Origin of the sequence: Streptomyces halobius (assembly GCF_023277745.1) — a bacterium.
Lineage (GTDB): Bacteria > Actinomycetota > Actinomycetes > Streptomycetales > Streptomycetaceae > Streptomyces > Streptomyces halobius.
This window is the reverse complement of sequence record NZ_CP086322.1, coordinates 7,094,766-7,116,917: the sequence shown is the minus strand read 5'-3', so window position 1 is coordinate 7,116,917 and position 22,152 is coordinate 7,094,766. Positions and strand designations below refer to the sequence as shown.

The 22,152-nt window shown below is 72.5% G+C and carries 20 protein-coding genes and 1 riboswitch; of the genes, 6 read left to right on the top strand and 14 right to left on the bottom strand.

All coding sequences use genetic code 11. The features are described 5' to 3' along the window. Positions 1-57 precede the first annotated feature (57 nt). Positions 58-855, top strand: a complete 798-nt coding sequence (locus K9S39_RS32300) for an alpha/beta hydrolase (RefSeq protein ID WP_248866868.1) — start codon at positions 58-60, stop codon at positions 853-855. After that, positions 842-1,480 carry a hypothetical protein gene (locus K9S39_RS32295; RefSeq protein WP_248866867.1) on the top strand — a complete coding sequence of 213 codons (639 nt, stop codon included), beginning with the start codon at positions 842-844 and terminating at the stop codon, positions 1,478-1,480. Before K9S39_RS32300 ends, K9S39_RS32295 begins: the two co-directional genes overlap by 14 nt. Positions 1,481-1,483: 3 nt before the next feature. Here K9S39_RS32295 and K9S39_RS32290 read toward each other — a convergent pair whose 3' ends face one another. From K9S39_RS32290 to K9S39_RS32265, 6 genes are all read right to left on the bottom strand, one after another. Further along, positions 1,484-2,230: an endonuclease/exonuclease/phosphatase family protein gene (locus K9S39_RS32290; protein WP_248866866.1), complete on the bottom strand. Its 747-nt coding sequence runs from the start codon at positions 2,228-2,230 to the stop codon at positions 1,484-1,486. 196 nt (positions 2,231-2,426) lie between these two features. Then, complete coding sequence (locus tag K9S39_RS32285) at positions 2,427-3,368, bottom strand: ROK family glucokinase (RefSeq protein WP_248866865.1); 942 nt, start codon at positions 3,366-3,368, stop codon at positions 2,427-2,429. Between the two features lie 55 nt (positions 3,369-3,423). Next, entirely contained in the window at positions 3,424-3,912 is a 489-nt protein-coding gene (locus K9S39_RS32280) for a DUF5304 domain-containing protein (RefSeq protein ID WP_248866864.1), read from the bottom strand. Between the two features lie 148 nt (positions 3,913-4,060). Then, positions 4,061-5,314, bottom strand: coding sequence for an ArsA family ATPase (locus K9S39_RS32275; RefSeq protein WP_248866863.1), 1,254 nt, complete (start codon positions 5,312-5,314; stop codon positions 4,061-4,063). 2 nt (positions 5,315-5,316) lie between these two features. Then, complete coding sequence (locus tag K9S39_RS32270; RefSeq protein WP_248866862.1) at positions 5,317-5,835, bottom strand: SRPBCC family protein; 519 nt, start codon at positions 5,833-5,835, stop codon at positions 5,317-5,319. A gap of 354 nt (positions 5,836-6,189) precedes the next feature. Beyond that, on the bottom strand, positions 6,190-6,966 hold the full coding sequence (locus K9S39_RS32265; protein ID WP_248866861.1) for a metallophosphoesterase family protein: 777 nt from the start codon (positions 6,964-6,966) through the stop codon (positions 6,190-6,192). Positions 6,967-7,236: 270 nt separating this feature from the next. On the opposite strand from K9S39_RS32265, the gene K9S39_RS32260 reads away from it, so the two are divergent. After that, the gene (locus K9S39_RS32260; RefSeq protein WP_248866860.1) at positions 7,237-9,033 is read left to right on the top strand and encodes an AMP-dependent synthetase/ligase; all 1,797 of its coding nucleotides are present in this window, start codon (positions 7,237-7,239) and stop codon (positions 9,031-9,033) included. Between the two features lie 134 nt (positions 9,034-9,167). On the opposite strand, the gene K9S39_RS32255 is transcribed toward K9S39_RS32260, so the two are convergent. Further along, on the bottom strand, positions 9,168-10,310 hold the full coding sequence (locus K9S39_RS32255; RefSeq protein WP_248866859.1) for a glycosyltransferase family 4 protein: 1,143 nt from the start codon (positions 10,308-10,310) through the stop codon (positions 9,168-9,170). A 175-nt stretch (positions 10,311-10,485) separates the two neighbouring features. Here K9S39_RS32255 and K9S39_RS32250 point away from each other — a divergent pair, with 175 nt between their 5' ends. Further along, positions 10,486-11,856 carry a glycosyltransferase 87 family protein gene (locus K9S39_RS32250; RefSeq protein ID WP_406708049.1) on the top strand — a complete coding sequence of 457 codons (1,371 nt, stop codon included), beginning with the start codon at positions 10,486-10,488 and terminating at the stop codon, positions 11,854-11,856. Here K9S39_RS32250 and K9S39_RS32245 read toward each other — a convergent pair. The 5 genes from K9S39_RS32245 to K9S39_RS32225 all read right to left on the bottom strand — a co-directional run bounded on the left by K9S39_RS32245 (position 11,792) and on the right by K9S39_RS32225 (position 17,676). Then, positions 11,792-13,219: a hypothetical protein gene (locus K9S39_RS32245; RefSeq protein ID WP_248866858.1), complete on the bottom strand. Its 1,428-nt coding sequence runs from the start codon at positions 13,217-13,219 to the stop codon at positions 11,792-11,794. The two genes, K9S39_RS32250 and K9S39_RS32245, sit on opposite strands and share 65 nt — an antisense overlap. 208 nt (positions 13,220-13,427) lie before the next feature. Further along, positions 13,428-14,471, bottom strand: coding sequence for a C40 family peptidase (locus K9S39_RS32240; protein WP_248866857.1), 1,044 nt, complete (start codon positions 14,469-14,471; stop codon positions 13,428-13,430). 267 nt (positions 14,472-14,738) lie between these two features. Further along, positions 14,739-15,764 (bottom strand): C40 family peptidase, encoded by a 1,026-nt coding sequence (locus tag K9S39_RS32235; protein ID WP_248866856.1) that lies wholly within the window; start codon positions 15,762-15,764, stop codon positions 14,739-14,741. A 280-nt stretch (positions 15,765-16,044) separates the two neighbouring features. After that, the gene (locus K9S39_RS32230; protein WP_248866855.1) at positions 16,045-17,418 is read right to left on the bottom strand and encodes an NYN domain-containing protein; all 1,374 of its coding nucleotides are present in this window, start codon (positions 17,416-17,418) and stop codon (positions 16,045-16,047) included. Positions 17,419-17,436: 18 nt separating this feature from the next. Continuing rightward, positions 17,437-17,676: a hypothetical protein gene (locus tag K9S39_RS32225; RefSeq protein ID WP_248866854.1), complete on the bottom strand. Its 240-nt coding sequence runs from the start codon at positions 17,674-17,676 to the stop codon at positions 17,437-17,439. 283 nt (positions 17,677-17,959) lie between these two features. Between K9S39_RS32225 and K9S39_RS32220 the strand changes: the two genes are divergently transcribed. Both K9S39_RS32220 and K9S39_RS32215 read left to right on the top strand, forming a co-directional pair. Next, on the top strand, positions 17,960-18,640 hold the full coding sequence (locus K9S39_RS32220) for a rhomboid family intramembrane serine protease (protein WP_248869053.1): 681 nt from the start codon (positions 17,960-17,962) through the stop codon (positions 18,638-18,640). Further along, the gene (locus tag K9S39_RS32215) at positions 18,637-18,918 is read left to right on the top strand and encodes an Lrp/AsnC family transcriptional regulator (protein ID WP_248866853.1); all 282 of its coding nucleotides are present in this window, start codon (positions 18,637-18,639) and stop codon (positions 18,916-18,918) included. Before K9S39_RS32220 ends, K9S39_RS32215 begins: the two co-directional genes overlap by 4 nt. Before the next feature lie 245 nt (positions 18,919-19,163). Here K9S39_RS32215 and K9S39_RS32210 read toward each other — a convergent pair whose 3' ends face one another. Together K9S39_RS32210 and trpD are read right to left on the bottom strand one after the other, a co-directional pair. Continuing rightward, entirely contained in the window at positions 19,164-20,594 is a 1,431-nt protein-coding gene (locus tag K9S39_RS32210; protein WP_248866852.1) for an aminotransferase class V-fold PLP-dependent enzyme, read from the bottom strand. 181 nt (positions 20,595-20,775) lie between these two features. After that, positions 20,776-20,893: riboswitch (SAM riboswitch) on the bottom strand. 95 nt (positions 20,894-20,988) lie between these two features. Further along, a complete protein-coding gene (trpD, locus tag K9S39_RS32205; RefSeq protein WP_248866851.1) occupies positions 20,989-22,053 on the bottom strand; it encodes an anthranilate phosphoribosyltransferase in 1,065 nt (354 codons plus the stop codon). Between the last annotated feature and the right edge of the window lie 99 nt (positions 22,054-22,152).

The window sequence follows — 22,152 nt, the reverse complement described above, 5'->3', positions numbered from 1 at the left end:
GGTCGCTCCGCGTACCCTGAGGTAACTCGCAGCCCCTTCATCGATCGGAGTCTCCCGGTGCCGCTCCTTCCCGGAGCCGAGCCGTTCCGCCGTGACGGCGGAGAGGTCGGCGTTCTCGTGTGCCACGGCTTCACCGGCTCCCCCCAGTCGGTACGCCCCTGGGCGGAATATCTCGCCGACCGCGGGCTGACCGTCTCGCTGCCGCTGCTGCCCGGACATGGCACCCGCTGGCAGGACATGCAGCTCACCACCTGGCAGGACTGGTACGCCGAGGTGGACCGCGAACTGCGCGCGCTGAGCGAACGCTGCACCAAGGTCTTCGTCTGCGGGCTGTCCATGGGCGGCGCCCTGGCGCTGCGGCTGGCGGCCCGGCACGGCGACGCGATCAGCGGGGTGGCCGTGGTCAATCCGGGCAACAAGGTGCATGACGCGGCGGCGCCGCTGCTGCCGGTGTTGCGCCACCTCGTACGGTCCACCAAGGGGATCGCCAGCGATATCGCCGAGCCGGGCGCCGAGGAGGTCGGCTACGACCGGGTACCGCTGCACGCCGCGTACTCGCTGCGCCGCTTCTTCCAGCAGGTGGACGCCGAACTCCCGGGCGTCACCCAGCCGTTGCTGGTGATGACCAGCCCGCAGGACCATGTCGTACCGCCCGTGGACTCCGAGCGCATCCTGAGCCGGGTGTCGTCGACGGACGTCCGGCAGACGCTCCTGGAGCGCAGCTACCACGTCGCGACGCTGGACTACGACGCGGAGCAGATCTTCCGGGACACCTTCGCCTTCATCACCCGGCTCGCGCCGGAAGCGCGCGCGGCCACGGCCGAGGAGGGGGCGGCGGCCAGTGGCGGAGCGTAGCCCCCGCGACCCCCGGGACCCGCTGGACGAAGAGGCCGCGTGGGCCGAGATCGTCGCGGGCTACGGCGAGCAGCCGGAGTTCCCTACGGGGGGCGACGACGCGGACGAGAAGGCGAACGGGGAGGCGGACGAGAAGAGGGCCGGCGGCGGGGACGGCGAAGGCCACAAGGGCGACCAGAGCGGTAAGGACAGCGAGCAAGCCGAGGGCGGCGCCGGCCCGAAGGCGGACGGTGACACAAAGCCCGACGCCGCCTCGGACAGCGGAACGGGCGACGCTTCCCGGCCGGGCAGCTTCATCGTCTACGCCCCCGGCGTAGGCCCCCGCGACTGGAGCGCCGCCGAGCCGTCCGACGACGACTTCGACGAGGCGGACGAGGGCCACTTCACCCCGCCCGAGCCGCCTCCGCTGCCGCAGGCCGACGTCACCGCCAAGTTCGCCTGGATCGCGGTACTGGGCGGTCCGCTGCTGCTGGTGGTGATGGCGCTGCTGCAGCAGCCGGTGACGTGGTGGATCACGCTGCTGGGCATCGGCGGTTTCCTCGGCGGCTTCGCCACGCTGGTGGCCCGGATGAAGAACGACGACGAGGACGACGACGGGACACCGGGCAGCGGCGCGGTGGTGTGAACGTCAGCCGGCCGGCACCCGCAGTGCCGCCAGCACCGGCAGATGGTCCGTGGCGGCCTTGAGATCCGCCTCGCGCACGCCGAGCAGCCCCTGGGGCACACCGCAGCCGAGCACCTCCACACCCGGCGTCGTGAACACCGCGTCGATCCGCTGATGTGGCTCGTGGGGCGTGGAGGTGAACTCGCCGCCCCATGGCTTCGCCACCCAGCCGTCGGTCAGCGCGCCCGCCAGCCGCTGGAAGCTGCGGCCGTCCGGCGGGTCGTTGAGGTCGCCCGCCGCGACGGCATACGGGACGTCCAGCCGCACCAGCCGGTCCAGGAGCAGCCCGGCCTGCGTATAGCGCTCCTCGTCGGCGAGGCTGAGGTGGCAGCTGAGCACACCGAGCCGGGCCCGGCCGATCCGGACCACGGCGGTCGCGAAACCGCGCTGGTGGAGGCCGGGGGTGCGGGGCAGCAGCACGTCCTCCGTACGCTCCACATGGACCCGCAGGGTGGAGAGGATCATCGGGCCGGCGGTGGTGCCGCCGCCGGTGACATACACCAGCCCGCTCCGGCGGGCCAGCCGCTCGGCGGCCTTGCGCCAGCGGAAGAACCGCGGCGCCTCCTGGATCAGCACGAGATCGGGGGCGCAGGCCCGGATGACCCGGACGAGCGCCGCCCGGTCGTCCCGCAGCGAGCGGATGTTGTAGCTGAGCACCCGGATGACGGCCGAACCGTCGTCTTCGGTGCGGGAGTTGGGGAGCGAGGTCAAAGGACGGATCCTCTCGCCGGGATGGTCGGAGGGCCAGGTTAGGACAACAGCAACAGCGCCCGTCGCATCCTCGGGGGACGCGACGGGCGCTGAAAGATCTATGCAGCGACTACCCGCAACCGTCAATTGAGCAATCCCAACAGCGCTCAACCACGTCCGCGGGAGCGGCGCCGGTTTGGGCGCAAAGGGGCGTTCGTCAACCCTGGCGGGCCAGGTCGGCCGCCCCCACCAGCCCCGCCTCGCCGCCCAGTTGGGCGGCCAGTACCTGGGCGTGCGGGCGCCACTGGCTGCCGACGAGCCAGCGGCGGAAGGACTTGCGGATCGGGTCGAGGACCAGTTCGCCCTCGTCCGAGACGCCGCCGCCGACGATGAAGGCGGAGGGGTCGAAGAGCGAGGCCAGGTCGGCCAGGCCGGCGCCGGCCCAGCGGGCCAGTTCGCGGAAGGAGTCGATGGCGACCGGGTCGCCCTGGCGGGCGGCCTCGCTGATGTGCTTGCCCTGGACGCCGTCGGGGGTGCCGTCGCCGAGGGCGAGCAGCACCGTGGCGGCTTCGGGTGTGGCGGAGGCGCGCTGGCGGGCGTAGCGCAGCAGAGCGCGGCCGGAGGCGTACTGCTCCCAGCAGCCCTGGCTGCCGCAGCCGCAGAGCAGGCCGTCGGGGACGACCCGGATGTGGCCGAACTCGGCGGCGACGCCGAACCGGCCGCGGCGCAGCTTGTTGCCGATGACGATGCCGCCGCCCAGGCCCGTGCCGAGGGTGATGCAGATGACGTCGCTGTGGCCCTGGCCGGCGCCGAACTTGTACTCGCCCCAGGCGGCGGCGTTGGCGTCGTTCTCGACGACGACGGGGAGGCCGACGCGCTGCTCGACCTTGTCCTTGAGCGGTTCGTGGCGCCAGTCGATGTTGGGTGCGAAGAGGACCGTGGCCCTCTTCTCGTCGACATAGCCGGCGGCTCCGATGCCCACCGCCTCGATCTGGTGGTCGGCCCCTACCGTGCGGACGGCGTCCGCGATGGCCTCGGTCAGCGCATCGGTGGTCTGCGGGGTCGGCACCTTGCACGTCTCAAGGATCGAGCCCTCTTCGTCGACCACGCCGGCCGCGATCTTCGTGCCGCCGATGTCGACGCCGATGGTGAGTCCCATGTGTCCCTCAGTTTTCGCTCGAACCCCGCCGGGACCCACCGTACCGGAGGCGGGTTCAGTCGAGATCGATGCGCTCGGTGCCGGTCGGGCCGTCGTCGTCGCGCGGATCGTCGCCGCGAGCCGTGCCGGGGGCGTCGCCGGGCCGGTCGCCGGTGGACTCGCGGGTCCAGCGGCGCTCGCTGCTCTCGACGGCCGAGCGGTAGGCGGCGAGGAGTTCGGAGCCGGCCGCGGCGAGGTGGTCGAAGACATCGGGGTTGCGCTCGATGACCGGCTCGACGGCGGCCTTGGCCTGCCGGAACAGCTGGTTGACGGCGCCCTGGGCGGCGGGGCCGCCGAGCGCGCCGGGCAGCTGGATCCCGCCGAGCTTGTCGGTCACGGCCTCGGCGAGCTTGCGCAGCTCCTCGGCGGCGCTGCCGGGCTGCGGTCCGTTCTCGGTACGGCGGCGGGCCTTGAGCGCGGCGAGGTCCTCGGCGCACGCCGTCTCCCAGGCGTCGGCATCGACATCGGCCGTGTGGTCGGCGGGACGCTCGGTGGCATCGCTCATGATGATCTCCGTGGACTCCTGCGGCGCGGGTACGGCGGGGCGGTGCGGTGACTGGCTGGTGCGGGGCGGCGTGGGCCGGGAGGGTACGCGGGACCGGCGCTCCGCGGCGGAACTCACTTCTGACGTTACCCGAACGGCGGTATGGCGTTCACGCACTCCCGGGGCGGTTCCCCGGCGGATCTCCGGACCGGTCCCCCGGCGGAGTCCCGGGCCACAGCGCGGGATCGGGGGTGAAACGGATGTCCAGGACGCCGTCCCGCAGCCCTGCTCCGGAGACGGCGCAGCGGCGCAGCGCGGACGGGAGCGTACGGATCCGCCGGAAGCGGCCGGCGGTGACGACGATCTCGTCGCCGCGACGTACCAGGCCGAGGGCGTCGCGGTCGGCGCCGGGCAGCGGCACGCGCCAGACGAGGATGCCGTCGGTGGCGAGGCGGTCCTCGACGGTCCAGGGGTCGGGGTGCGCGGCGTCGGCGGGTTCGGTGTCGCCGATGCCGCTGGTGGGCCCGTCGATCAGCTCGTCGAGCTCCTCGACGCCCTGGGGGTCGCGGCCCAGGTGCGGTACTTCGTGGACGGGGAGGTCGGGGAATTCCCCGCGGAGCGCTTTGAGGGCGGTCTGCTGGCTGCCGGAGAGTGCGGCGAGGAAGGGGTCGGCCGAGCCGGTGGGCAGCAGCCGGTTGACGAGGACGGCGTCGGTACGGCGGCCGTGCAGCGCGAGTCCGGCGCGGAGGGTGCGCAGGTTGGCGGCGGCGACCGGGCCCGCCTCCGTGACGAGGCGTACGGATGTGCCGGGGTCGTCGATCACCCGCTGGACGGCGGCGAGTTCGCTCTCCCAGCGCTCTGCGGCCTCGTAGAGCTTCTGGGCCGGCATGGGGACGCCGGCGAGCTGGGCGAGGACCGGGCGCAGCGCGCGGGCGGCCTGGCGTTCGGGCGGCAGCAGGCGGCGCAGATAGCGGCGGACCTGGGCGGGCAGCGCGAGCAACCGGATCGTTTCGGCGGCCGGCGGGGTGTCGACGACGACCAAGTCCCAGGCGTCCGAGGCGTGTTCGGTGCGCAGCGCGTGCAGCAGCGCGAAGGCTTCGGAGCCGGGGAGTTCGGTGAGTTCGTCCCCTTCGAGGGGGGCCGCGCCGAGCAGGTCGAAGGCGGCGCCGGCGCGCTCCTGGAAGGCGAGGAATTCCTGGCGGAAGCGGTCGGCGGGGTCGATCCGGCGGGCGTGCAGGCCGGGGACGACCGGGGTGGGCGCGTCGGTGGCGAGGCGCCCGGAGCACAGCACCGTTTCCGGAGCGTCGCTCTCGGTGGTGAGCAGCAGTACCCGCGCTCCCCGCCGGGCACCGGCCAGAGCGGTCGCGGCGGCGAGCGTGGTGCGGCCCGCGCCGCCGGGGCCCGTGACGAGGAGGGTGCGCACGCTCAGAGCTTCTTGGCGGGGTCGGCGGTGTCCGCTGGCTCGGTCCCGTCCGCCGGCGCGGGAACGGTCCCGCCCGTGGTGCCGCCGCCCTCGACGCGCTTCTTCAGCCCGGCCAGCGCCCGGTCGATGATGACCTTCTCCGCCTTGCGCTTGATCATCCCGAGCATCGGGATCTTGACGTCGACGGTGAGCTGGTAGGTCACCTCGGTACTCGTCCCGCCCTTGACCGCGGCGAGGCGGTAGGAGCCGTCGAGGGCGCGCAGCATCTGCGACCTGACCAGCGACCAGCTGACCTCGTTCTCGCCGGTCCAGGTGTAGGCGAGCGTGTGGTCGTCCTTGATCGCGCCGGCGTCCAGCAGCAGCCGGACCTGTTCCGCGCGGCCGCGGTCGTCCTTGGCGAGCACCTCGGCCTCTTTGACCTCGCCGGTCCACTCCGGGTAGCGGTCGAAGTCGGCGATCACTCCCATCACCGCGGCGGGCGCCGCCTCGATCGTGATGCTAGAGCTGGTGTGTTCGGCCATCGCCGTGACTCCTCCATGCCGATTCATGCCGGTCCGCCGACTCGCGTCATTCTGCTGTCTCTGCTGCTGAAGGCTACCGCGCGGGCAACGGCCGACGGACACCAGCAGGCCCTGGCCGACGGGCCCGTCGGCTCTCGGCCACCGGCCCGTCGCCGACGGCGAAGGCCGCCGTCCCGTGCCGCGCCGGCCGTAGGGCCTGTCCGGTGGGTCAGGGCCGGGCCCGGGGCGTCCGGCACGGCACCTCGCGGCGTTGCCGAAACGTCCTGATAGCTCCGCTGTCAGGACCCTCCGGCGCCTTGCGACGCGCCGTGCCGGACGCCGCGGCCTTTCCGGCCCTGACCCGCCGGACAGGCCCTACCACTGCAGGACGTACGGCGTCCCGGTCGCGCTGAAGTGCCCGACATTGACGCATTCCGTGCTCCCCATCCGGATCCGGCGGGCGAGCGGCTGGTGGACGTGTCCGAAGAGCGCGTAGCGGGGCCGGGTGCGGCGGATGGCGTGCAGCAGCGCCGCGCTGCCGCGCTCGAAGCGGCGGGCGACGGTGTCGTAGCAGAGTTCGGGGACGTCCGGCGGGATGTGGGTGCACAGCACGTCGACCTCGCCGACCGCCTCGATCTTGGCGGCGTACTCCTCGTCGCCGATCTCGTAGGGGGTCCTCATCGGCGTGGCCAGTCCGCCGCCGACGAACCCGAAGACCCGGCCGCCGATCTCCAACCGCTGCCCGTCCAGGACCGTGGTGCCGGGTCCGGCGTACTCCGGCCACAGGTGCGGTATGTCGACATTGCCGTAGGTGGCGTACGTGGGCGTGGGGAAGGCGGCGAACAGTTCCGCGTACTGCCTGCGGACCGCGCCTTCGATGAGTGACTCCCGGCTGACGCCGTCCCAGGTCAGCTCGCCCCACAGCCGGCTGCCCAGTGCGCGGGCCTCCTCGTAGCGGCCGGCGGTGCGCAGTTCGACCAGGGTGTCGGTGTGCGCGACGCCGAAGAGGTCGGGGAAGATACCGCGCGAGTGATCGTGGTAATCGAGGAAGAGCACCAGGTCACCGAGGCAGACCAGGGCGTCGGCGCCGGTTCCGGCGCGCGCCAGGTCCCGGCTGTTCCCATGGACGTCACTGACCACATGCACACGCATGGCACCACCCTAGATCCCGCGGGCCGCGGTCGGGAGGGCCCTGGACCTGCGGTTACTTCCCGGTCACCGGCGGTCTGGACTAGTGTGCGCGGAGCAGTCGCCTGGCGTGTCTCCAAGTGTGTGACGCATCAAACATCTGGGCGTGACCCCCTATCCCCACAGCAATACCGGTGGGTAACGTCCGGGCAGTCCGATCCCCCCGCATGATCATGGACCGCAACCGGTGTGCACACAGCGTCGTGGCGCCGGCGCCTATGAGGAGCAGCAGTCTTGCGCGAGTTCAGCCTTCCGGCCCTGTACGAGGTCCCCGCGGACGGCAACCTGACGGATCTGATCCGCCGAAATGCCGCGCAGCACCCTGATGTCGCGGTCATGGGCCGCAAGGTGGACGGCGTGTGGCAGGACGTCACCGCCACCGAGTTCCTCGCCGAGGTCCGCGCCGCGGCCAAGGGGCTGATGGCCGCGGGCGTCCAGCCCGGTGACCGGGTCGGCCTGATGTCGCGCACCCGCTACGAGTGGACGCTGCTGGACTTCGCCATCTGGAGCGCCGGCGGGATCACCGTCCCGGTCTACGAGACCAGCTCCGCCGAGCAGATCCAGTGGATCCTCGGCGACTCCGGCGCGGTGGCGTGCCTGGTGGAGACCCCCGCGCACGAGGCGGCCGTCGAGTCGGTCCGCGACCGGCTGCCCACGCTGGTGAACGTCTGGCAGATCGAGCGGGACGCCCTCGCCCGGCTGCGGGCCGCGGGCGACGGCATCACCGACGACGAGGTGGACGAGCGCAGCGCCCTCGCCGACGCGGACGCGCCCGCCACCATCGTCTACACCTCCGGCACCACCGGCCGTCCCAAGGGTTGTGTGCTCAGCCACCGCAGCTTCTTCGCCGAGTGCGGCAACACCGTCGAGCGCCTGCGGCCGCTGTTCCGTACCGGTGAGGCCTCTGTGCTGCTCTTCCTCCCCGTCGCGCATGTCTTCGGCCGGCTGGTGCAGGTCGCTTCGGTGCTGGCGCCCATCAAGCTGGGCCACGCACCGGACATCAAGCACCTCACCGACGACCTCGCCTCCTTCCGGCCGACGATGATCCTGGGCGTGCCCCGGGTCTTCGAGAAGGTCTACAACTCGGCGCGCGCCAAGGCGCAGGCCGAGGGCAAGGGCAAGATCTTCGACAAGGCGGCGGACACCGCCATCGCGTACAGCCGCGCGCTGGACACCCCCGAAGGTCCGTCCCTCGGCCTGAAGTTGAAGTACAAGGTCTTCGACCGGCTGGTCTACGGCAAGCTGCGGTCGGTCCTCGGCGGCCGTGCCGCGCACGCCATCTCCGGCGGCGCCCCGCTCGGTGAGCGGCTGGGCCACTTCTACCGCGGCATCGGCTTCACCGTCCTGGAGGGCTACGGCCTGACGGAGTCCTGCGCGGCCACCGCCTTCAACCCCTGGGACCGGCAGAAGATCGGCACCGTGGGCCAGCCGCTGCCCGGCTCGGTCGTCCGGATCGCCGACGACGGCGAGGTGCTGCTGCACGGCGAGCATCTGTTCACGGAGTACTGGAACAACGAGCAGGCGACCAAGGAAGCGCTCTCCGACGGCTGGTTCCACACCGGAGACCTCGGCACCCTGGACGAGGACGGCTACCTCGCCATCACCGGCCGCAAGAAGGAAATCCTGGTCACGGCGGGCGGCAAGAACGTCGCCCCGGCGGTGATCGAGGACCGCATCCGGGCGCATGCGCTGATCGCCGAGTGCATGGTCGTCGGCGATGCCCGGCCGTTCATCGGCGCGCTGGTCACCCTGGACGAGGAGTTCCTGCCGCGCTGGGCCGAGGAGCACGACCACCCGGCGACGGTGACCCCCGCCGAACTCGCCGACGACCCGGAGCTGCTGGCCGCCGTCCAGCGCGCGATCGACGACGGCAACGCCGCGGTCTCGAAGGCCGAGTCGGTGCGCAAGTTCCGTATCCTGCCGACCCAGTTCACCGAGGAGTCCGGGCATGTCACGCCGTCGCTGAAGCTCAAGCGCAATGTGGTGGCGAAGGACTTCGCGGAGGAGATCGAGGCCATCTATCGCGCCTAGCCGCGGGTGAGCCGGCCGGTCCGGCTCACCCGGGGTCCGCCGTCGTGGCCGCGCACCGCGATGGCGGAGCTTTTTTTGCCGCGGCGACGCCTTCCCCTCGGCGTCCTTCCCCGGCGCCTTCCCTCAGGGAACCCCTACAGCAGCTCCTTGAGCCGCTCCGCCAGCAGGTCCCAGCGCCACTTCTCCTCCACCCATATCCGGCCGCGCTCGCCCATCCGGCGGCGCAGGGCCGGGTCCTTGAGCAGAGTGATGACGCGCTCGGCGGCGGCCGTGGGGGAACCGCCCGGCACCACCCACCCCGTCTCGCCGTCCAGGACCGCGTCCGGCGCGCCCCCGGAGTCCCCCGCGACCACCGGGAGTCCCGTGGCCGACGCCTCCAGGTAGACGATGCCCAGGCCCTCGACGTCCAGCCCGCCGCGGCGGGTGCGGCAGGGCATCGCGAAGACATCGCCCGCGCCGAAGTGGGCGGGCAGCTCGTCCCAGGGCACGGCGCCGGTGAAGCGCACCGACTCCCCGACGCCCTTCGCCTCGGCCAGGGCGCGCAGCTCCTTCTCGTACGGGCCGCCGCCGACGATCAGCAGCACGGCGTCGGGCACCGCGGACACGACGGCGGGCATCGCCTCGATGAGGGTGTCCTGGCCCTTGCGCGGCACGAGGCGGGAGACGCACACCACCACCGGGCGGTCGGCGAGGCCGAGTGCGGCCCGTACGGCGTCGCCGCCGGAACCGGGGTGGAAGGTCTTCTCGTCGACGCCGGGCGGGAGTTGCACCATCCGCGCGGCGGCCTGCGGGGTGAGCACCCCGGCGATCCGTGCGCGGGTGTACTCGCCGAGGTAGGTGAGGGTGTCGGTGCCCTCGCCGATCCGGCGCAGCAGCCGGCGGGCGGCCGGCAGCTGCGCCCAGCCCGCTTCGTGGCCGTGCGTGGTCGCCACGATGCGGCGCGCCCCGGCCGAGCGGAGCGCGGGCGCCATCAGGCCGAGCGGGGCGGCGGCGCCGAACCAGACGGAGGAGCAGCCGTGTTCGCGCAGCAGCGCGGTGGCGCGCCGGGTCACCCGGGGGGTGGGCAGCAGCATCGTCGTACGGTCCCGGATCACGGGGAACGGCTGCTCGGCGTCGAACGCGGCGGTGGCGTCGATGCCTTCCGCGCTCCGCTTCCAGGTCGAGGCGTAGACGACGACCTGGGTGGGGTCCAGGCGGAGCGCCATGCTGTGCAGAAATGCCTGGATGCCGCCGGGCCGTGGCGGAAAGTCGTTGGTGACGATCAGAGTTTTGTGCACGCTGGTCTCTCGACGGTCGGGCGGCGGGCGGTGTGCGCAGGGTCCCGGCCGAGGGTACCGGCCCCGGGCCGGGAGGACGGGCTCCGGGCCCGGGGGCGGAGCGGCCGGGCCTTTTCCCGGTCGCGCCTCCCCTACGGTCGTGAGCAGCCACCAGCGACGGAGTCAGGCAGGTCCAGTGAGCCATCAGACGGTCAGCAGCAGCGCCGGCGCCGGTGACGGCCCGCGCCGGGTGCACCTCCCGGTGGTGGTCTGGGCGGCGACCCGCGCCGTCCTGCTGCTGTGCGTCACCAAGGTGCTGGTCCTTCCGGGACCCGACGTCACCAGCGATATCTCGGTGATCTATCAGGGCTGGTACGAGATCCTGAAGACCGGCACCTTCCCGCTGGACGATGTGACCTGGCAGTATCCGCCGGCCGCCGCGCTCCCCGTCCTCGGCCCCGGGCTGTTGCCGTTCCTCGACTACACGCCGGCGTTCTTCACCCTGGTCCTCGTCGTGGACGCGGCGGGCCTGGCGCTCTTCCTGCGCGCCGGCCGAAGGCCCGGCAACCGGCCGCTCGGGGCCTGGGTGTGGATCGTGGGCGTCGCGCTGCTCGGCCCGACCGCGTATGCCCGTTACGACCTGATGGTCACCGCCGTCGCCGTCGCGGCGCTCTTCGCAGCCGCCCGCAGGCCCCGCGTGGCGGGCGCGCTGGTGGCGTTCGGTGCGCTGCTGAAGGTGTGGCCCGTGCTGCTGCTGTGCGGGGCGGCGTGTCCCTCGCCACGCCGTCGACGGGCGCGCGCCCTGTGGCTGAGCGCGACGGGCACCGCCGCCGGGCTGACCGTGTTCTTCGTGGCCGTCGCGCCCGGCGCGCTCGCCTTCGTCACCTTCCAGCGCGACCGCGGCACGGAGATCGAGTCGCTCGGCGCGCTGGTCTTCCATATCGCCCGGCACTTCGGGTGGAGCGGCGAAGTACTGCTGAACTACGGCTCGGTGGAATTCCTCGGTCCGGGGGTCCCATTGGTCAGCGCCCTCGCGCTCGCGCTGTCCCTCACGGCCCTGGGCTGGCTGCTGCTGTGGCGGCTGCGCGCCCGGGAGTTCGGCGCCGCGACGCTCTGCGATGCCGCCTTCACCGCCACCCTGCTGTTCACCACCACCAGCCGGGTCATCAGCCCGCAGTACATGCTCTGGCTGGTGGGTCTCGCGGGGGTCTGCATGACCGTACGCGCCAGCCGGCAAGCGCTGCCGACGGTACTCGTGCTGCTCGCGACGGGGGTGACGCTGCTGGAATTCCCGGTCTCGTTCACGCATGTCGTGGCGAGCGATCTGCGGGGCGTCGCGCTGCTCGCGCTCCGCAACGGCCTGCTGGTCGCCGCGTCACTGATCGCCTGCCGGCGGCTGTGGGCGGCGACGGGCGCGGGGAGGCCGGGGAACACGAGCGGGCGCGGTGGCGGCACCGAGCGGGACGCGGTCATCGCTCAGCGCGGCCCGGCGGAGGCGGCGCTCACTTCAGCGCCTCCCTCCCGCCCTTCAGCTGCTCCTGCACATAAACCCGCCACTGACGCGTGAACTCCGCCAGTCCGACGCCGAGTTGGGTCCGCATCGCCCGGTCGACCGGGTTGGCCCGGACCGGCCGGCCGTGGTCGTCACCCGCTCCGGAACCCGTCGTGGCCGCCGCCTTGGGCAGTCCCGTCGCGGTCGGCCGCACCGCCTCCATCGGCGCCACCACCATCCCGGCCGACGTCCCGCCCCCGCCCTTCCCCGCGGCCCGGTAGAAGGCGCGCAGCCGAGCCTCGCCCCACTTGTCGGCGATCATCCGGCAGGCCAGCCAGCCGCCCTCGTACGCCCGCGCCAGCCGGTCCGCGCCGGTCGTGAAGCCGAAGTCCGCGTCGCTCGGCAGCCGGGCGGGCGAGCGGCCGGTCGCGACCGCGCGGGTGAGTTCGGGGGCGGCGGTGGCGGGCTCATGGTGCGTGCCCCGGTAGGCCGCCCAGTCCGCGAAGCCCTCGGAGAGCCACAGCGGGGTGGCCGGGGTGGTGACCGTACGGGTGGCGACATGGGTGGTCTCATGGGTGAGCACGACCGTGCGGCCGAGTTCGTTGAGCTCCTCGTACGCGTCCGGGTTGATGATCACCCGGTCCGCCGGCGCGGCGGCCGGACCCCCTGGGGAGCCACCCGCCTCGCCGGCCGTCACCGCCGCGATCCCCGCATAGCCGGAAGGATCGTCGCCGCCCAGCAGCTGCGCCATCCGCGCCACGGAGTCCGGCACCTCCACGACCACCTTCCGCGACCACTTCCCCTTCCAGGCGGCGGAGACCGCGGGCACCGCGGCGTCCACCCGGCGCGCGAGCTCCCGCAGCCGCGCCGGGTCCGCCGTGCCGCCGAGGACCAGGCTGTACCGGCCGCGCACCAGCCGCACCGGGCCCTGGTCCCACAGTTGGCGGGTGCCGGCCTTGCCCGCCGCCGCGCCGTCGGTGTCCGACGAGATCCGCCAGCGGCCGTCCCGCTCCGTCAGCGTGAGGTACTGGACGGCGGTGACCGGCGCGGTGTCATAGCCCTTCAGGCGGTAGCTCAGCCGCACCTCCGCGGCCAGCCGCCGGCCACCGCGACCGCCGTCCGGGAGCGGGAAGGCGCCGGCCGAGACGAGGTCGTAGTGCCAGTCGGTGAGCGGCAGGGCGGCGAGCCGGCCGAAGACCTGCCGCTGCCGGTCGCGGTAACCGGCGGCCCGCGGGTCGACGGAGTCGAGGAAGCCGGCGGCGTCCCGTTCCTGGACGGCCCGCGCACGGGCGTCGAGCATCCGCTGCACGTCCGGGTAGCGGGAGGCCGACGGCTCGGGCGCACAGGCGGCGAGCGGGGCGAGCAGCGCGAAGAGCGGGACGGCGACGGCCGCCCCGGTTCGCGACGGAGATCGCCGTCCCGCCCGCTGATCCGACATGCGGCCGATCGTATGTGCGGTGCGGGCGGGGCAAAAACGCTGGGATGCGGCTGGATGAGCGGGTCCGGGGTCCCGTCGTACGGGCGCGGGCCGGTCGGGGAGCCGTCAGGTGCGCGCGGCTGCGAGGCGGACGGATTCGGTCATGGAGACGGATTCGGCCATGGCGGAGCTTCGGTATCACTCCTCTGGCCAGGACTCCGTTGGGCCTCTAGGGCCGGGTCACGCCCGCGATCGGCATCATGCCGATCGGGTCGTAGCGCACCCGCGCCCCCGGGTAGGGCGCGTGCACGATCTGCCCGTTGCCGACATACATCCCGACGTGGCTGCCGTCCGACCGGTAGATGACCAGGTCACCGGGTTGCGCCTGGTCGAGCGGCACCGGCCGGCCGGCCGCGCGCTGGGCTTGTGAGCTGCGCGGGAGGGAGATGCCGGCCTGGCCGTAGGCCCATTGGGTGAGTCCGGAGCAGTCGAAGGCCGCGGGCCCGCTGCTGCCCCAGGCGTACGGGGCGCCGACGGCGGCACGGGCCGCGGCGACGGCCGCGGCGGCCCGCCCGGAGGGGGGTACGACGTCGGAGAGGTCCGGGAGGGCCTCGTCCCGGTCGAGGCCCCTGGAGGCCCGGTCGTAGGCCGTCCTGGCGTCCCTGGGGAGCGCGTTGAGCAGCCGCTGCGCGGTGGCGAGCTTGCGCTGGACGTTCTTCTTGTGGCGTGCCACGGCCTTGCGGCTGACCGCCAGGTCCCCCAGCTTCTCGGCGGTCTCCCGGCGCCACTCGTCCAGCTCCCACTGCGCCGCCCGGAGGTCCCGCAGCTCCCCGCCGTAGGTGCGGTCGAGCCGGTCGAGGGCGGCGGCCTTCTCCAGGTAGCTCTCCGGCCGCTCGGAGAGCAGCAGCCGGACGGTGGGGGAGATGCCGCCGCTGCGGTACTGGGCGGCGGCCAGCGCGCCGAGCCGGCCGCGCATCCGGTTGACCCGTTCCTGGGCGCGGGCGGTGCGGTCCCGGAGGTGTGCCACCTCATGCCGCAGTGCCCTGGCCCGCTCGTCGGCGCCGTTGAACTTCTCGGTGGCCCGCTCCGCCTGCTCGTAGAGCGTGTCGAGACGCGCGGTCGGCGCGTCGGAGGCCGCGGGCTGCCCGGGGGGCTCGGCGGACGCCGGAGGCGCGGAGAGCGCCGCGGTCGCGGTCGCCAGCGCGGCCGACAGGACGGTGACACCGGTGAACGTGGTCTGGCCGGGCTGCGAGGTACGGCGATGGGACGCCACGAGAGCCGCACTCCTTTTCCCTGTGCGGTCCCTGCCGCCGGGAGGGCGGTCGGTGACCGGCAGCTGGTGCGAGGCCAGACAGTAACCGGATGGCACCGCACCGGCCAAAGACCGCTGCCCGTGCCCAAAACGCCGCCCCACCGGTGACGTCGCAGGTCACCGGCGGGGCGGAAGTCAGTGGCAGGGGCCGCAAATCGCCCGTTCGGGCGGAGCGTTGAGAGCATTCTGAGGCTTTTCAGCCCACCGCCTTCAGACGGTCCGGACGCTTCAGACGCGCACGCCGAACATGAACGGCATGTTGTTGATGGACTCGTAGCGCACATTCGCGCCCGGCTTCGGCGCGTGCAGCACCTGGCCGTTGCCCGCGTACAGGCCGATGTGGTGCAGGTCGCCGTAGAAGAGCACCAGGTCGCCGGGCTTGAGGGCGCCTTGCGAGCCGATGCGGGTACCGGCGTTGGCCTGCTGCTGCGAGGTGCGCGGCAGCGACTGGCCGGCCTGCTGATAGGCCCAGGAGGTCAGGCCCGAGCAGTCGAAGGAGGACGGGCCGGTGGCGCCCCAGACGTAGGGCGAACCCATCTTCGTCTGCGCGGCGGACAGGGCGGCCGCTCCGCGTTGCGAGGCCGGTACGTCGTCGCCGAGGTTCACCCGCTCGTTGCTGCGGTTGGCGCGCTCCTCCGCGGCCGCCAGCGCGGCGCGCTCCTTGGCCGTGAGGGTGTTGAGCAGCTCCTGCGCCTTGGCGAGCTTGCCCTGGATCTCGTCCTTCCTGGCACCGAGCGCCTTGCGCGTCTCGGAGAGGTCCTGAATCTTGCCGGCGGCCTCGGCGCGCTCCTGGGCCAGCCGGCGCTGCTTGTCCGCGATGATCTTCAGCTGCTCGGCCTGCTTGCCGCTCAACTGGTCGAGCGTGGACGCCTTCTCCAGGTAGGTGTCCGGGTCGCCGGAGAGGAACAGCTGGACAGAGGGGTCGATGCTGCCGCTGCGGTACTGGCCGGAGGCGACGGCGCCGAGGCCCTTGCGGAGCTCGTTCAGCTCCTGCTGGCCACGGGCGACCTTGTCCTGGAGGTCCTCGACCTCCTTCTGGAGCTGGTCCTGCTCCTCCTTGACGCCGTTGTACTTCTCGGTCGCCGCCTCCGCCTCCTCGTAGAGCTTGTCGACCTTGGCCTTGACGTCCTTCTTGGACTGTGCCGGGTCGGCCTGGGCGGCCTGGGACGAGAGGGCGACGGCCGCGGCTGCGGTCGCGGTGAGCACGGTGACGCGAGTGCGGCTCGGCTGCTTGGGTCGACGGTGGGACGCCACGGGGGCGAGCTCCTTCTTCCTCCAGCCGCCTACCGGGAAGTGGGGGTAAGGCCCCGGCTCCGCGCGAACGCCGCGGACTCGGCGGTTCCTTCACTGACCATCCCGGTTGGATAATCATCTGCATGAAGGATCGAGGCCCGACCTTAGTAACCGAGTTATGATCGCTTCAAATCCTCACAGGAAAAAAATGCCTCACGCGGCTCATCCTTTACCAACATCACACTGGCAGTGAGTGCAAGTTGACGCTCAGAGACGGCCCGTAGGGGACATATCGCCCAGGTCAGGTGCGGGCAAGTCGCTTGAGGAGCAGGGCCGATGCGACCGGCCGCGCGCCGGCCTTCGCCACACCGTCGGCCACTTCCCGGTCCGTGGAGACCACGACGACCGGACGGCCGGGCGGTTCGGCCCTTACCAGCTGACGAATCAACTCATCGGCCGTTACGCCCGGTTTGCTGAACAGCACCCGCACCCCGCGCGGCGGCGCGAGCAGCACCGGCGCCGCCAGCTCCGCACCGTCGAAAACACAGGTCATCTCCGCGCCGGTCTGCGCCGCCAGCACCGCGAGCCCGCCCAGCAGCCGCAGCCGCTGTTTGTCCAAGGGCATGGTGGGATAGCCGGTTTTGGTGACGTTGTAGCCGTCCACCACCAAATGCGCCTGCGGCAGGGCCAGAAGCTGGTCGAGCAGCGCCGGGTCCGTCTCCGACAGCGCGCGTGTCGCGATGTCCTTCGGCGTCATCTTGCCCGGCGCCACCGCGTCGACGGTGTCCGCCGGATGCACGCTCGCGGGCGGCAGCGCCAGCTCGCGGCGCAGCCCCTGGGCCGCGTCCAGCACCGTGTCCAGCAGCAGCCGCAGCCGCATGTCCTCGACGCTGCGGCCCTCGCGAGCGGCCCGCCGGCTGGTCTCCAACGCCGCCTCGACCTCGGCGACCCGGGCCTTGAGCCGGCGCACCTCGCTGTCCGTCGCGGTCTTCTCCGTCGCGGCCTGGGACCGCTGGGCCTCCAGCGCGGCCTCGGCCTTGCGCACCGCGGCCTCACCGCGCTTGACGTCGCTCTGCGCCCTGCGCAGCTTGCGCTGCAGCGACTCGTTCTCCTTGCGGACGGCGTCCAGGTCGCCCCGGATCCGCTCGGCATCCGCACGGGCCTCCGTACGCGCCCGCGCCAGCTCCTCGCGCAGCCGGTTCAGCTCCCGCTCGGCCTCCTGGCCGGCCCGCTCGGCGCGGGCCCGCTGGGCCTCCTCACCGGCCGCCGCGACCAGCTTGACCCAGCCTTCGGGACGCAGCACATAGGCGGCCGCGGCGACATCCAACGGGTCGGCGGCCGCGGGCGCGGTGCCCCCGTCCAGCGCCTCGGCGAGCTCCGGCTGGGCCTCGCGGAGCTTGCCGGCGATCCGCTGCCGGAAGACCGGGTCGCTCTCCAGCGCGGCGGCCATCGCGTTCCCCGCGAACTTGGCCCGGCGGGTCGGGGTGAAACGGGCGTACTGCCGCAAGGGGGGCGGCAGTTCGGCGACGGTCAGGCCGCCGAACGACTCCGCGGTGAGCGCCACGACCCGGCGCCGTACGCCCTCCGGCAGCGGACGGTCGAGCACCTCGTCGGCCGCACCCTCGGATGCGTCGACAGGCTCCGCTCCCCGCTCCCTTTCCGGACGTTCCACCACGGCTGCATCGCTCCGATCTCAGGCGCTCGCGCCCGGCCGGTCCACCAGCTCGACCTGGTCGACCGCGTTGCACCAGCGGCAGCGCACGGACTCGATGCTCTCGGTGAGCACGTCGCGCTCCTCCACCTTCGGCTCCCCCGCCAGGTCCAGGTGGACGTACTCCACGACCTTGGAACGGCGGGTCACATCGAAACGCGTGAGGTTGCCGCACAGCGTGCAACGCCACCGGGTTTCGGCCGTCGGCAGGGGAACAGCCATCGTCTCGTCCTCTTTCGTGCTCGTCGATCTCGTGCTGCTGCGCGGTTCACGCGGTACGCCGTCGGACTGCGGAAGTACGCAAAGTACTGCCTGTAACCCTACGGCCTGACGGCGGGCGGGTGCGGGCGCTGCCCAGGACGCGGGACGCGGCGAGGCGCTCTGTCCCGATTGCCCGGCATTGAGTCATGATCACCTCATGACGGCGCCGTCCCCCTTCTTCCGTTCCCCCGGCTTCCCCCGGCCGCCCCGTCCGGCCAGATCCCTGACCTCGGTGTTCTCCCGGATGACGCATCTGCTGACCGCCCTGTGCTGCGCACTCTTCGTCATCGGCCCCGCCTCGGGCCTCACCCGGATATACGGCACCGGCGATGCCCTGCTGCACGCCCAGACCGCCTATTTCGAGCGCTGGGGTGTGATCCCGGCCGACCTGTGGAGCGGCTCGGTACGGGCCCTGGTCACCCCGCTGACCGCGCTGTTCGTGCACGGCAGCTGGCTGCACCTGCTCGGCAACATGCTGTTCCTGTACGTCTTCGGAGCCATGACCGAGCAGCGGATGGGCCGGCTGCCGTTCCTCGCCTTCTACCTCGGCACCGGCTATCTGGCACTGCTCGGCTACGCCGCCGCGCACGCCACCTCCGGCCAGACCCTGGTCGGCGCCTCCGGCTCGATCTCCGGCATCCTGGGCGCCTTCCTCTACCTCTTCCCCAGGGCCCGGGTGACCAGCGTCTTCCCGTTCCTGTTCTTCCTGCCGCTGCGCTTCCCCGCCTGGATCGTGCTGCTCTTCTGGTTCGTCCTGCAGTGGCAGGCCGCGCAGGACGACCCCAACGGCCCCGGAGTCGCCTACCTGGCGCATGTGGTCGGCTTCGCGCTCGGCTTCCTGTACGCATGGGTCCGCTACGGGAGGGATAGTGTGGTGCCCACCAGGGGAAACGACCCGGCCACCGAGGGAGAGAGCCAGCCGTGATCACGTCGATCGTGCTCATCAAGACCAGCGTGGACCAGATCCCGGAGATCGCCGAGAAGATCGCCGCGCTGGAGGGGGTCAGCGAGGTGTATTCGGTTACCGGGGCGCACGACTTGATCGCCATGGTGAGGGTCGCCGAGCACGACGAGCTCGCGGATGTCATCCCCGGCCGGATCAGCAGGATCCCGGGCGTCGTCTCGACCGAGACGCATATCGCGTTTCGGACGTATTCGCAGCATGACTTGGAGGCGGCGTTCGCCATCGGCTTGGACGCGTAGCGTCCGAGCCCCACGTTTTCGGCTGTCCGCTGCGCTTTGCCCGAGCCGACGTTCCGGCTGTCCCGCCGTGCTGGTTGCGCCGGCGGCGAGCCTGCGCCGTCTTCGGCCTCCCCGCCGTGAGAGGTGCGCCTGCGGCGGGGGTTCGCCGACGTTTCCGGCTTCCCCGCCGCGGGGTGTTTCGCCGTTGCTCCCCCACTGCCCGAACGGCGTGGAGGAGCAACGGCGGGACAGCCAAAGACGTCGGCTCAGGCAAAGCGCAGCGGAACGCAACGGCCGTCCTGCGTGCCGTACTTCCAGCGCGCACCGTCGGCGACCAACTCCCCGACCGCCCGGACGAACCGCTCCACATGTTCGTCCGGCGTCCCGGCGCCGAAGCTCACCCGGATCGCGTTCAGCGACTTCTCGCCGGGGGCGGCCTCCGGGGCGCCGCACTCCCCCGGTTCCTCCGGCGCGCTGCCCAGCAGGGTCCGCACGAGCGGATGCGCGCAGAACAGGCCGTCGCGCACGCCGATGCCGTACTCCGCGGACAGCGCAGCCGCAAAGTGCGAGCTGTTCCACCCCTCGACGACGAAGGAGAGGACACCCACCCGCGCCGCGTCCTCGCCGAAGAGCGAGAGGACGCGCACCTCGGGCACCTCGGCCAGGCCCTCCCGGAGCCGGGTGATCAGCTGCTGCTCGCGCGCGACCAGGCCGTCGAACCCGGCCTCGGTCAGCGCCTGGCAGGCGGCGGCGATGGCGTACGCGCCGATGACGTTGGGCGAGCCGGCCTCGTGCCGGGCCGCGGTGGTGTGCCACTCGACGTCCACGCCGCCGTCCGTACGGCGGGCCACCGTGCGGCTCGCGCCGCCGCCCGCGAGATACGGCTCGGCCGCCTGCAGCCAGTCCGCCCGGCCGGCCAGCACACCGGCCCCGAACGGCGCGTACAGCTTGTGACCGGAGAAGGCGACCCAGTCGACGTCCAGTTCGGTGATGTCGACGGGGTGGTGGGGCGCCAGCTGCGCGGCGTCGAGCACGATGCGGGCGCCGTGCGCGTGGGCGGCGGCGGCCAGCTCCTTGACGGGCCAGAGCTCACCGGTGACGTTCGAAGCGCCGGTGACGCACACCAGCGCGGGGCCGTAGGGGTCGCGTGCGGCCAGCGCCTGCTCCAGGGTGTCCACCGCCTGCTGCGGGGTGCGCGGTGCGTTCAGGTAGGTCACGGCGGTGTCCGGGCGCCGCTCCCACGGCAGCAGCGAGGCGTGGTGCTCGGTCTCGAAGACGAACACCCGGGTGCGGTCCGGGAGTGCGGACGCGAGGAGGTTGAGGGAGTCGGTGGTGGAGCGGGTGAAGACGACCTGGTCGCCCTCCCGTCGCCCCCCACCACCCTTGCCCGACGGGGCTTCGCCCCGGCCCCCTTCGATGCGGCAGCCGAGGAAGGCGGCGATGGTGGCGCGGCTGTTCTCGAAGAGGTCGGTGGAGAGCTGCGAGAGGTATCCGGCGCCGCGGTGCACGCTGCCGTAGTAGGGCGCGTAGGCGGCGACGTCGTCCCAGACCCGTTGCAGCGCCGGCGCGCTGGCGGCGTAGTCCAGCGCGGCGTAGTCGACTTCGCCGCCGGTCACGAGCGGGACGCGGACATCCCTTCCCAGAACCGGCAGCGGGGCACAAACGGAACGGTCGGCGGCAACAGCGGAAACAGGCATGGCGATCTCCCGTAAGAGGTAAGCGAATTCGCTGCGGACGCACGCGTGCAGGGGTGTGACAAGGGCAGGGCGTGGCGCCGCAGCGTGGAGAGAAAAAGGGTGCGGAAAAGGGGCCGTCGGCCCTATCGCATTCGCTGAATCACGGAAGGAGCTCCCTCGAAGACCAGGATCCCTGGCGAGGGATCCGCGCTTGCCGCAGACCTCGCTGCCTGCGGCCCGGTCATCACCCGGGGCACCCCGCCACGGAAGGAGGGTTGCCGGACAGCGGGCCGGGGCCTGTCGCACTGTCACTCGTGACCTGCGCAGAATCATGCCACAAGAGCGTTTACGCGCAAGGGCCCAGTCCGTATGGCGGACTGGGCCCTGCGTCACATGCGGCGCGGCGCCGCTCCGCTCACCGGTTGCTGGCGGCCACCCAGCGCTCCAGCGCCCGCTTCGCCGCCCCGGAGTCGACCGACTCGGCGGCCTTCTCGACACCCGCCCGGATCTGCTCCGCGAGCGGGGCGTCCGTGGGCTCCAAGGCCACCAGCGCCGCCGCGGAGTTCAGCAGCACCGCGTCCCGCACCGGCCCGGTCTCGCCGTCCAGCACCCGGCGCGCCACATCCGCGTTGTACGACGCGTCCGCGCCGCGCAGCGCCTCCACCGGCACCAGGGGGATCCCGGCGTCCCGGGGGTCGAAGGACTCCTCGCGCACCGTGCCGTCCCGAACGATCCACACCCGGGAGGTCGCCGTCGTCGTCAGCTCGTCCAGGCCGTCGTCCCCGCGGAACACCAGGGCCGACGAGCCGCGCTCGGCGAGCACCCCGGCCAGGATCGGCGCCATCCGGGTGTCCGCGACACCGGTGGCCTGGGCCCGGACCTTCGCCGGGTTGGTCAGCGGGCCCAGCACATTGAAGGTCGTACGGATGCCGAGCTGGCCCCGGGCGGGGGCGACATGCCGCAGCGCGGGATGGAACCTCACCGCGAAGCAGAAGGTGATGCCGGCTTCCTCGGCGACCTCGGTGACCCGCTCCGGGGTGAGATCGAGGTTGACGCCGAGCTTCTCCAGGACGTCGGAGGCGCCGCTGGCGGACGACGCGGCGCGGTTGCCGTGCTTGACGACCTTCGCGCCGGTACCGGCCACCACGATCGACGACATGGTGGAGATGTTGACGGTCTTGGCGCCGTCGCCGCCGGTGCCGACGATGTCCACGCTCGGCCCCGGCACCTCGATCAGCCGGGCGTGTTCGTACATGGCCCGGACGAGGCCGGAGATCTCGGCGACGGTTTCGCCCTTGGCCCGCAGGGCCACCGCGAAGCCGGCGATCTGGGCGTCGCCGGCCTCGCCCCGCATGATCCTGTCCATCGCCCAGGCGGTGTCGTCCGCGGTGAGGTCCCGGCCGTCGAGCAGGGCGTTCAGGAGGCCCGGCCAGGTGTGGGCCGCCACGCCGTCGCCGCCTACCGGGGTCACCGCGTTCATGGTCCACACTCCTGGTTCGTCTCCTGCTCTCACCGTCACCCTACCGACCCCCGGACACGCCGGAGGGCCCCGTCCGAACGACGGACGGGGCCCTCTGGG

What these genes read in the sequence shown, in the direction of transcription:
- K9S39_RS32285 (WP_248866865.1), bottom strand. Translation starts at nt 3,368, where the DNA reads ATGGGACTCACCATCGGCGTCGACATCGGCGGCACGAAGATCGCGGCC.
- K9S39_RS32280 (WP_248866864.1), bottom strand. Translation starts at nt 3,912, where the DNA reads ATGAGCGATGCCACCGAGCGTCCCGCCGACCACACGGCCGATGTCGAT.
- K9S39_RS32270 (WP_248866862.1), bottom strand. Translation starts at nt 5,835, where the DNA reads ATGGCCGAACACACCAGCTCTAGCATCACGATCGAGGCGGCGCCCGCC.
- K9S39_RS32265 (WP_248866861.1), bottom strand. Translation starts at nt 6,966, where the DNA reads ATGCGTGTGCATGTGGTCAGTGACGTCCATGGGAACAGCCGGGACCTG.
- K9S39_RS32245 (WP_248866858.1), bottom strand. Translation starts at nt 13,219, where the DNA reads ATGTCGGATCAGCGGGCGGGACGGCGATCTCCGTCGCGAACCGGGGCG.
- K9S39_RS32225 (WP_248866854.1), bottom strand. Translation starts at nt 17,676, where the DNA reads ATGGCTGTTCCCCTGCCGACGGCCGAAACCCGGTGGCGTTGCACGCTG.
- K9S39_RS32220 (WP_248869053.1), top strand. Translation starts at nt 17,960, where the DNA reads ATGACGCATCTGCTGACCGCCCTGTGCTGCGCACTCTTCGTCATCGGC.
- K9S39_RS32210 (WP_248866852.1), bottom strand. Translation starts at nt 20,594, where the DNA reads ATGCCTGTTTCCGCTGTTGCCGCCGACCGTTCCGTTTGTGCCCCGCTG.
- trpD (WP_248866851.1), bottom strand. Translation starts at nt 22,053, where the DNA reads ATGAACGCGGTGACCCCGGTAGGCGGCGACGGCGTGGCGGCCCACACC.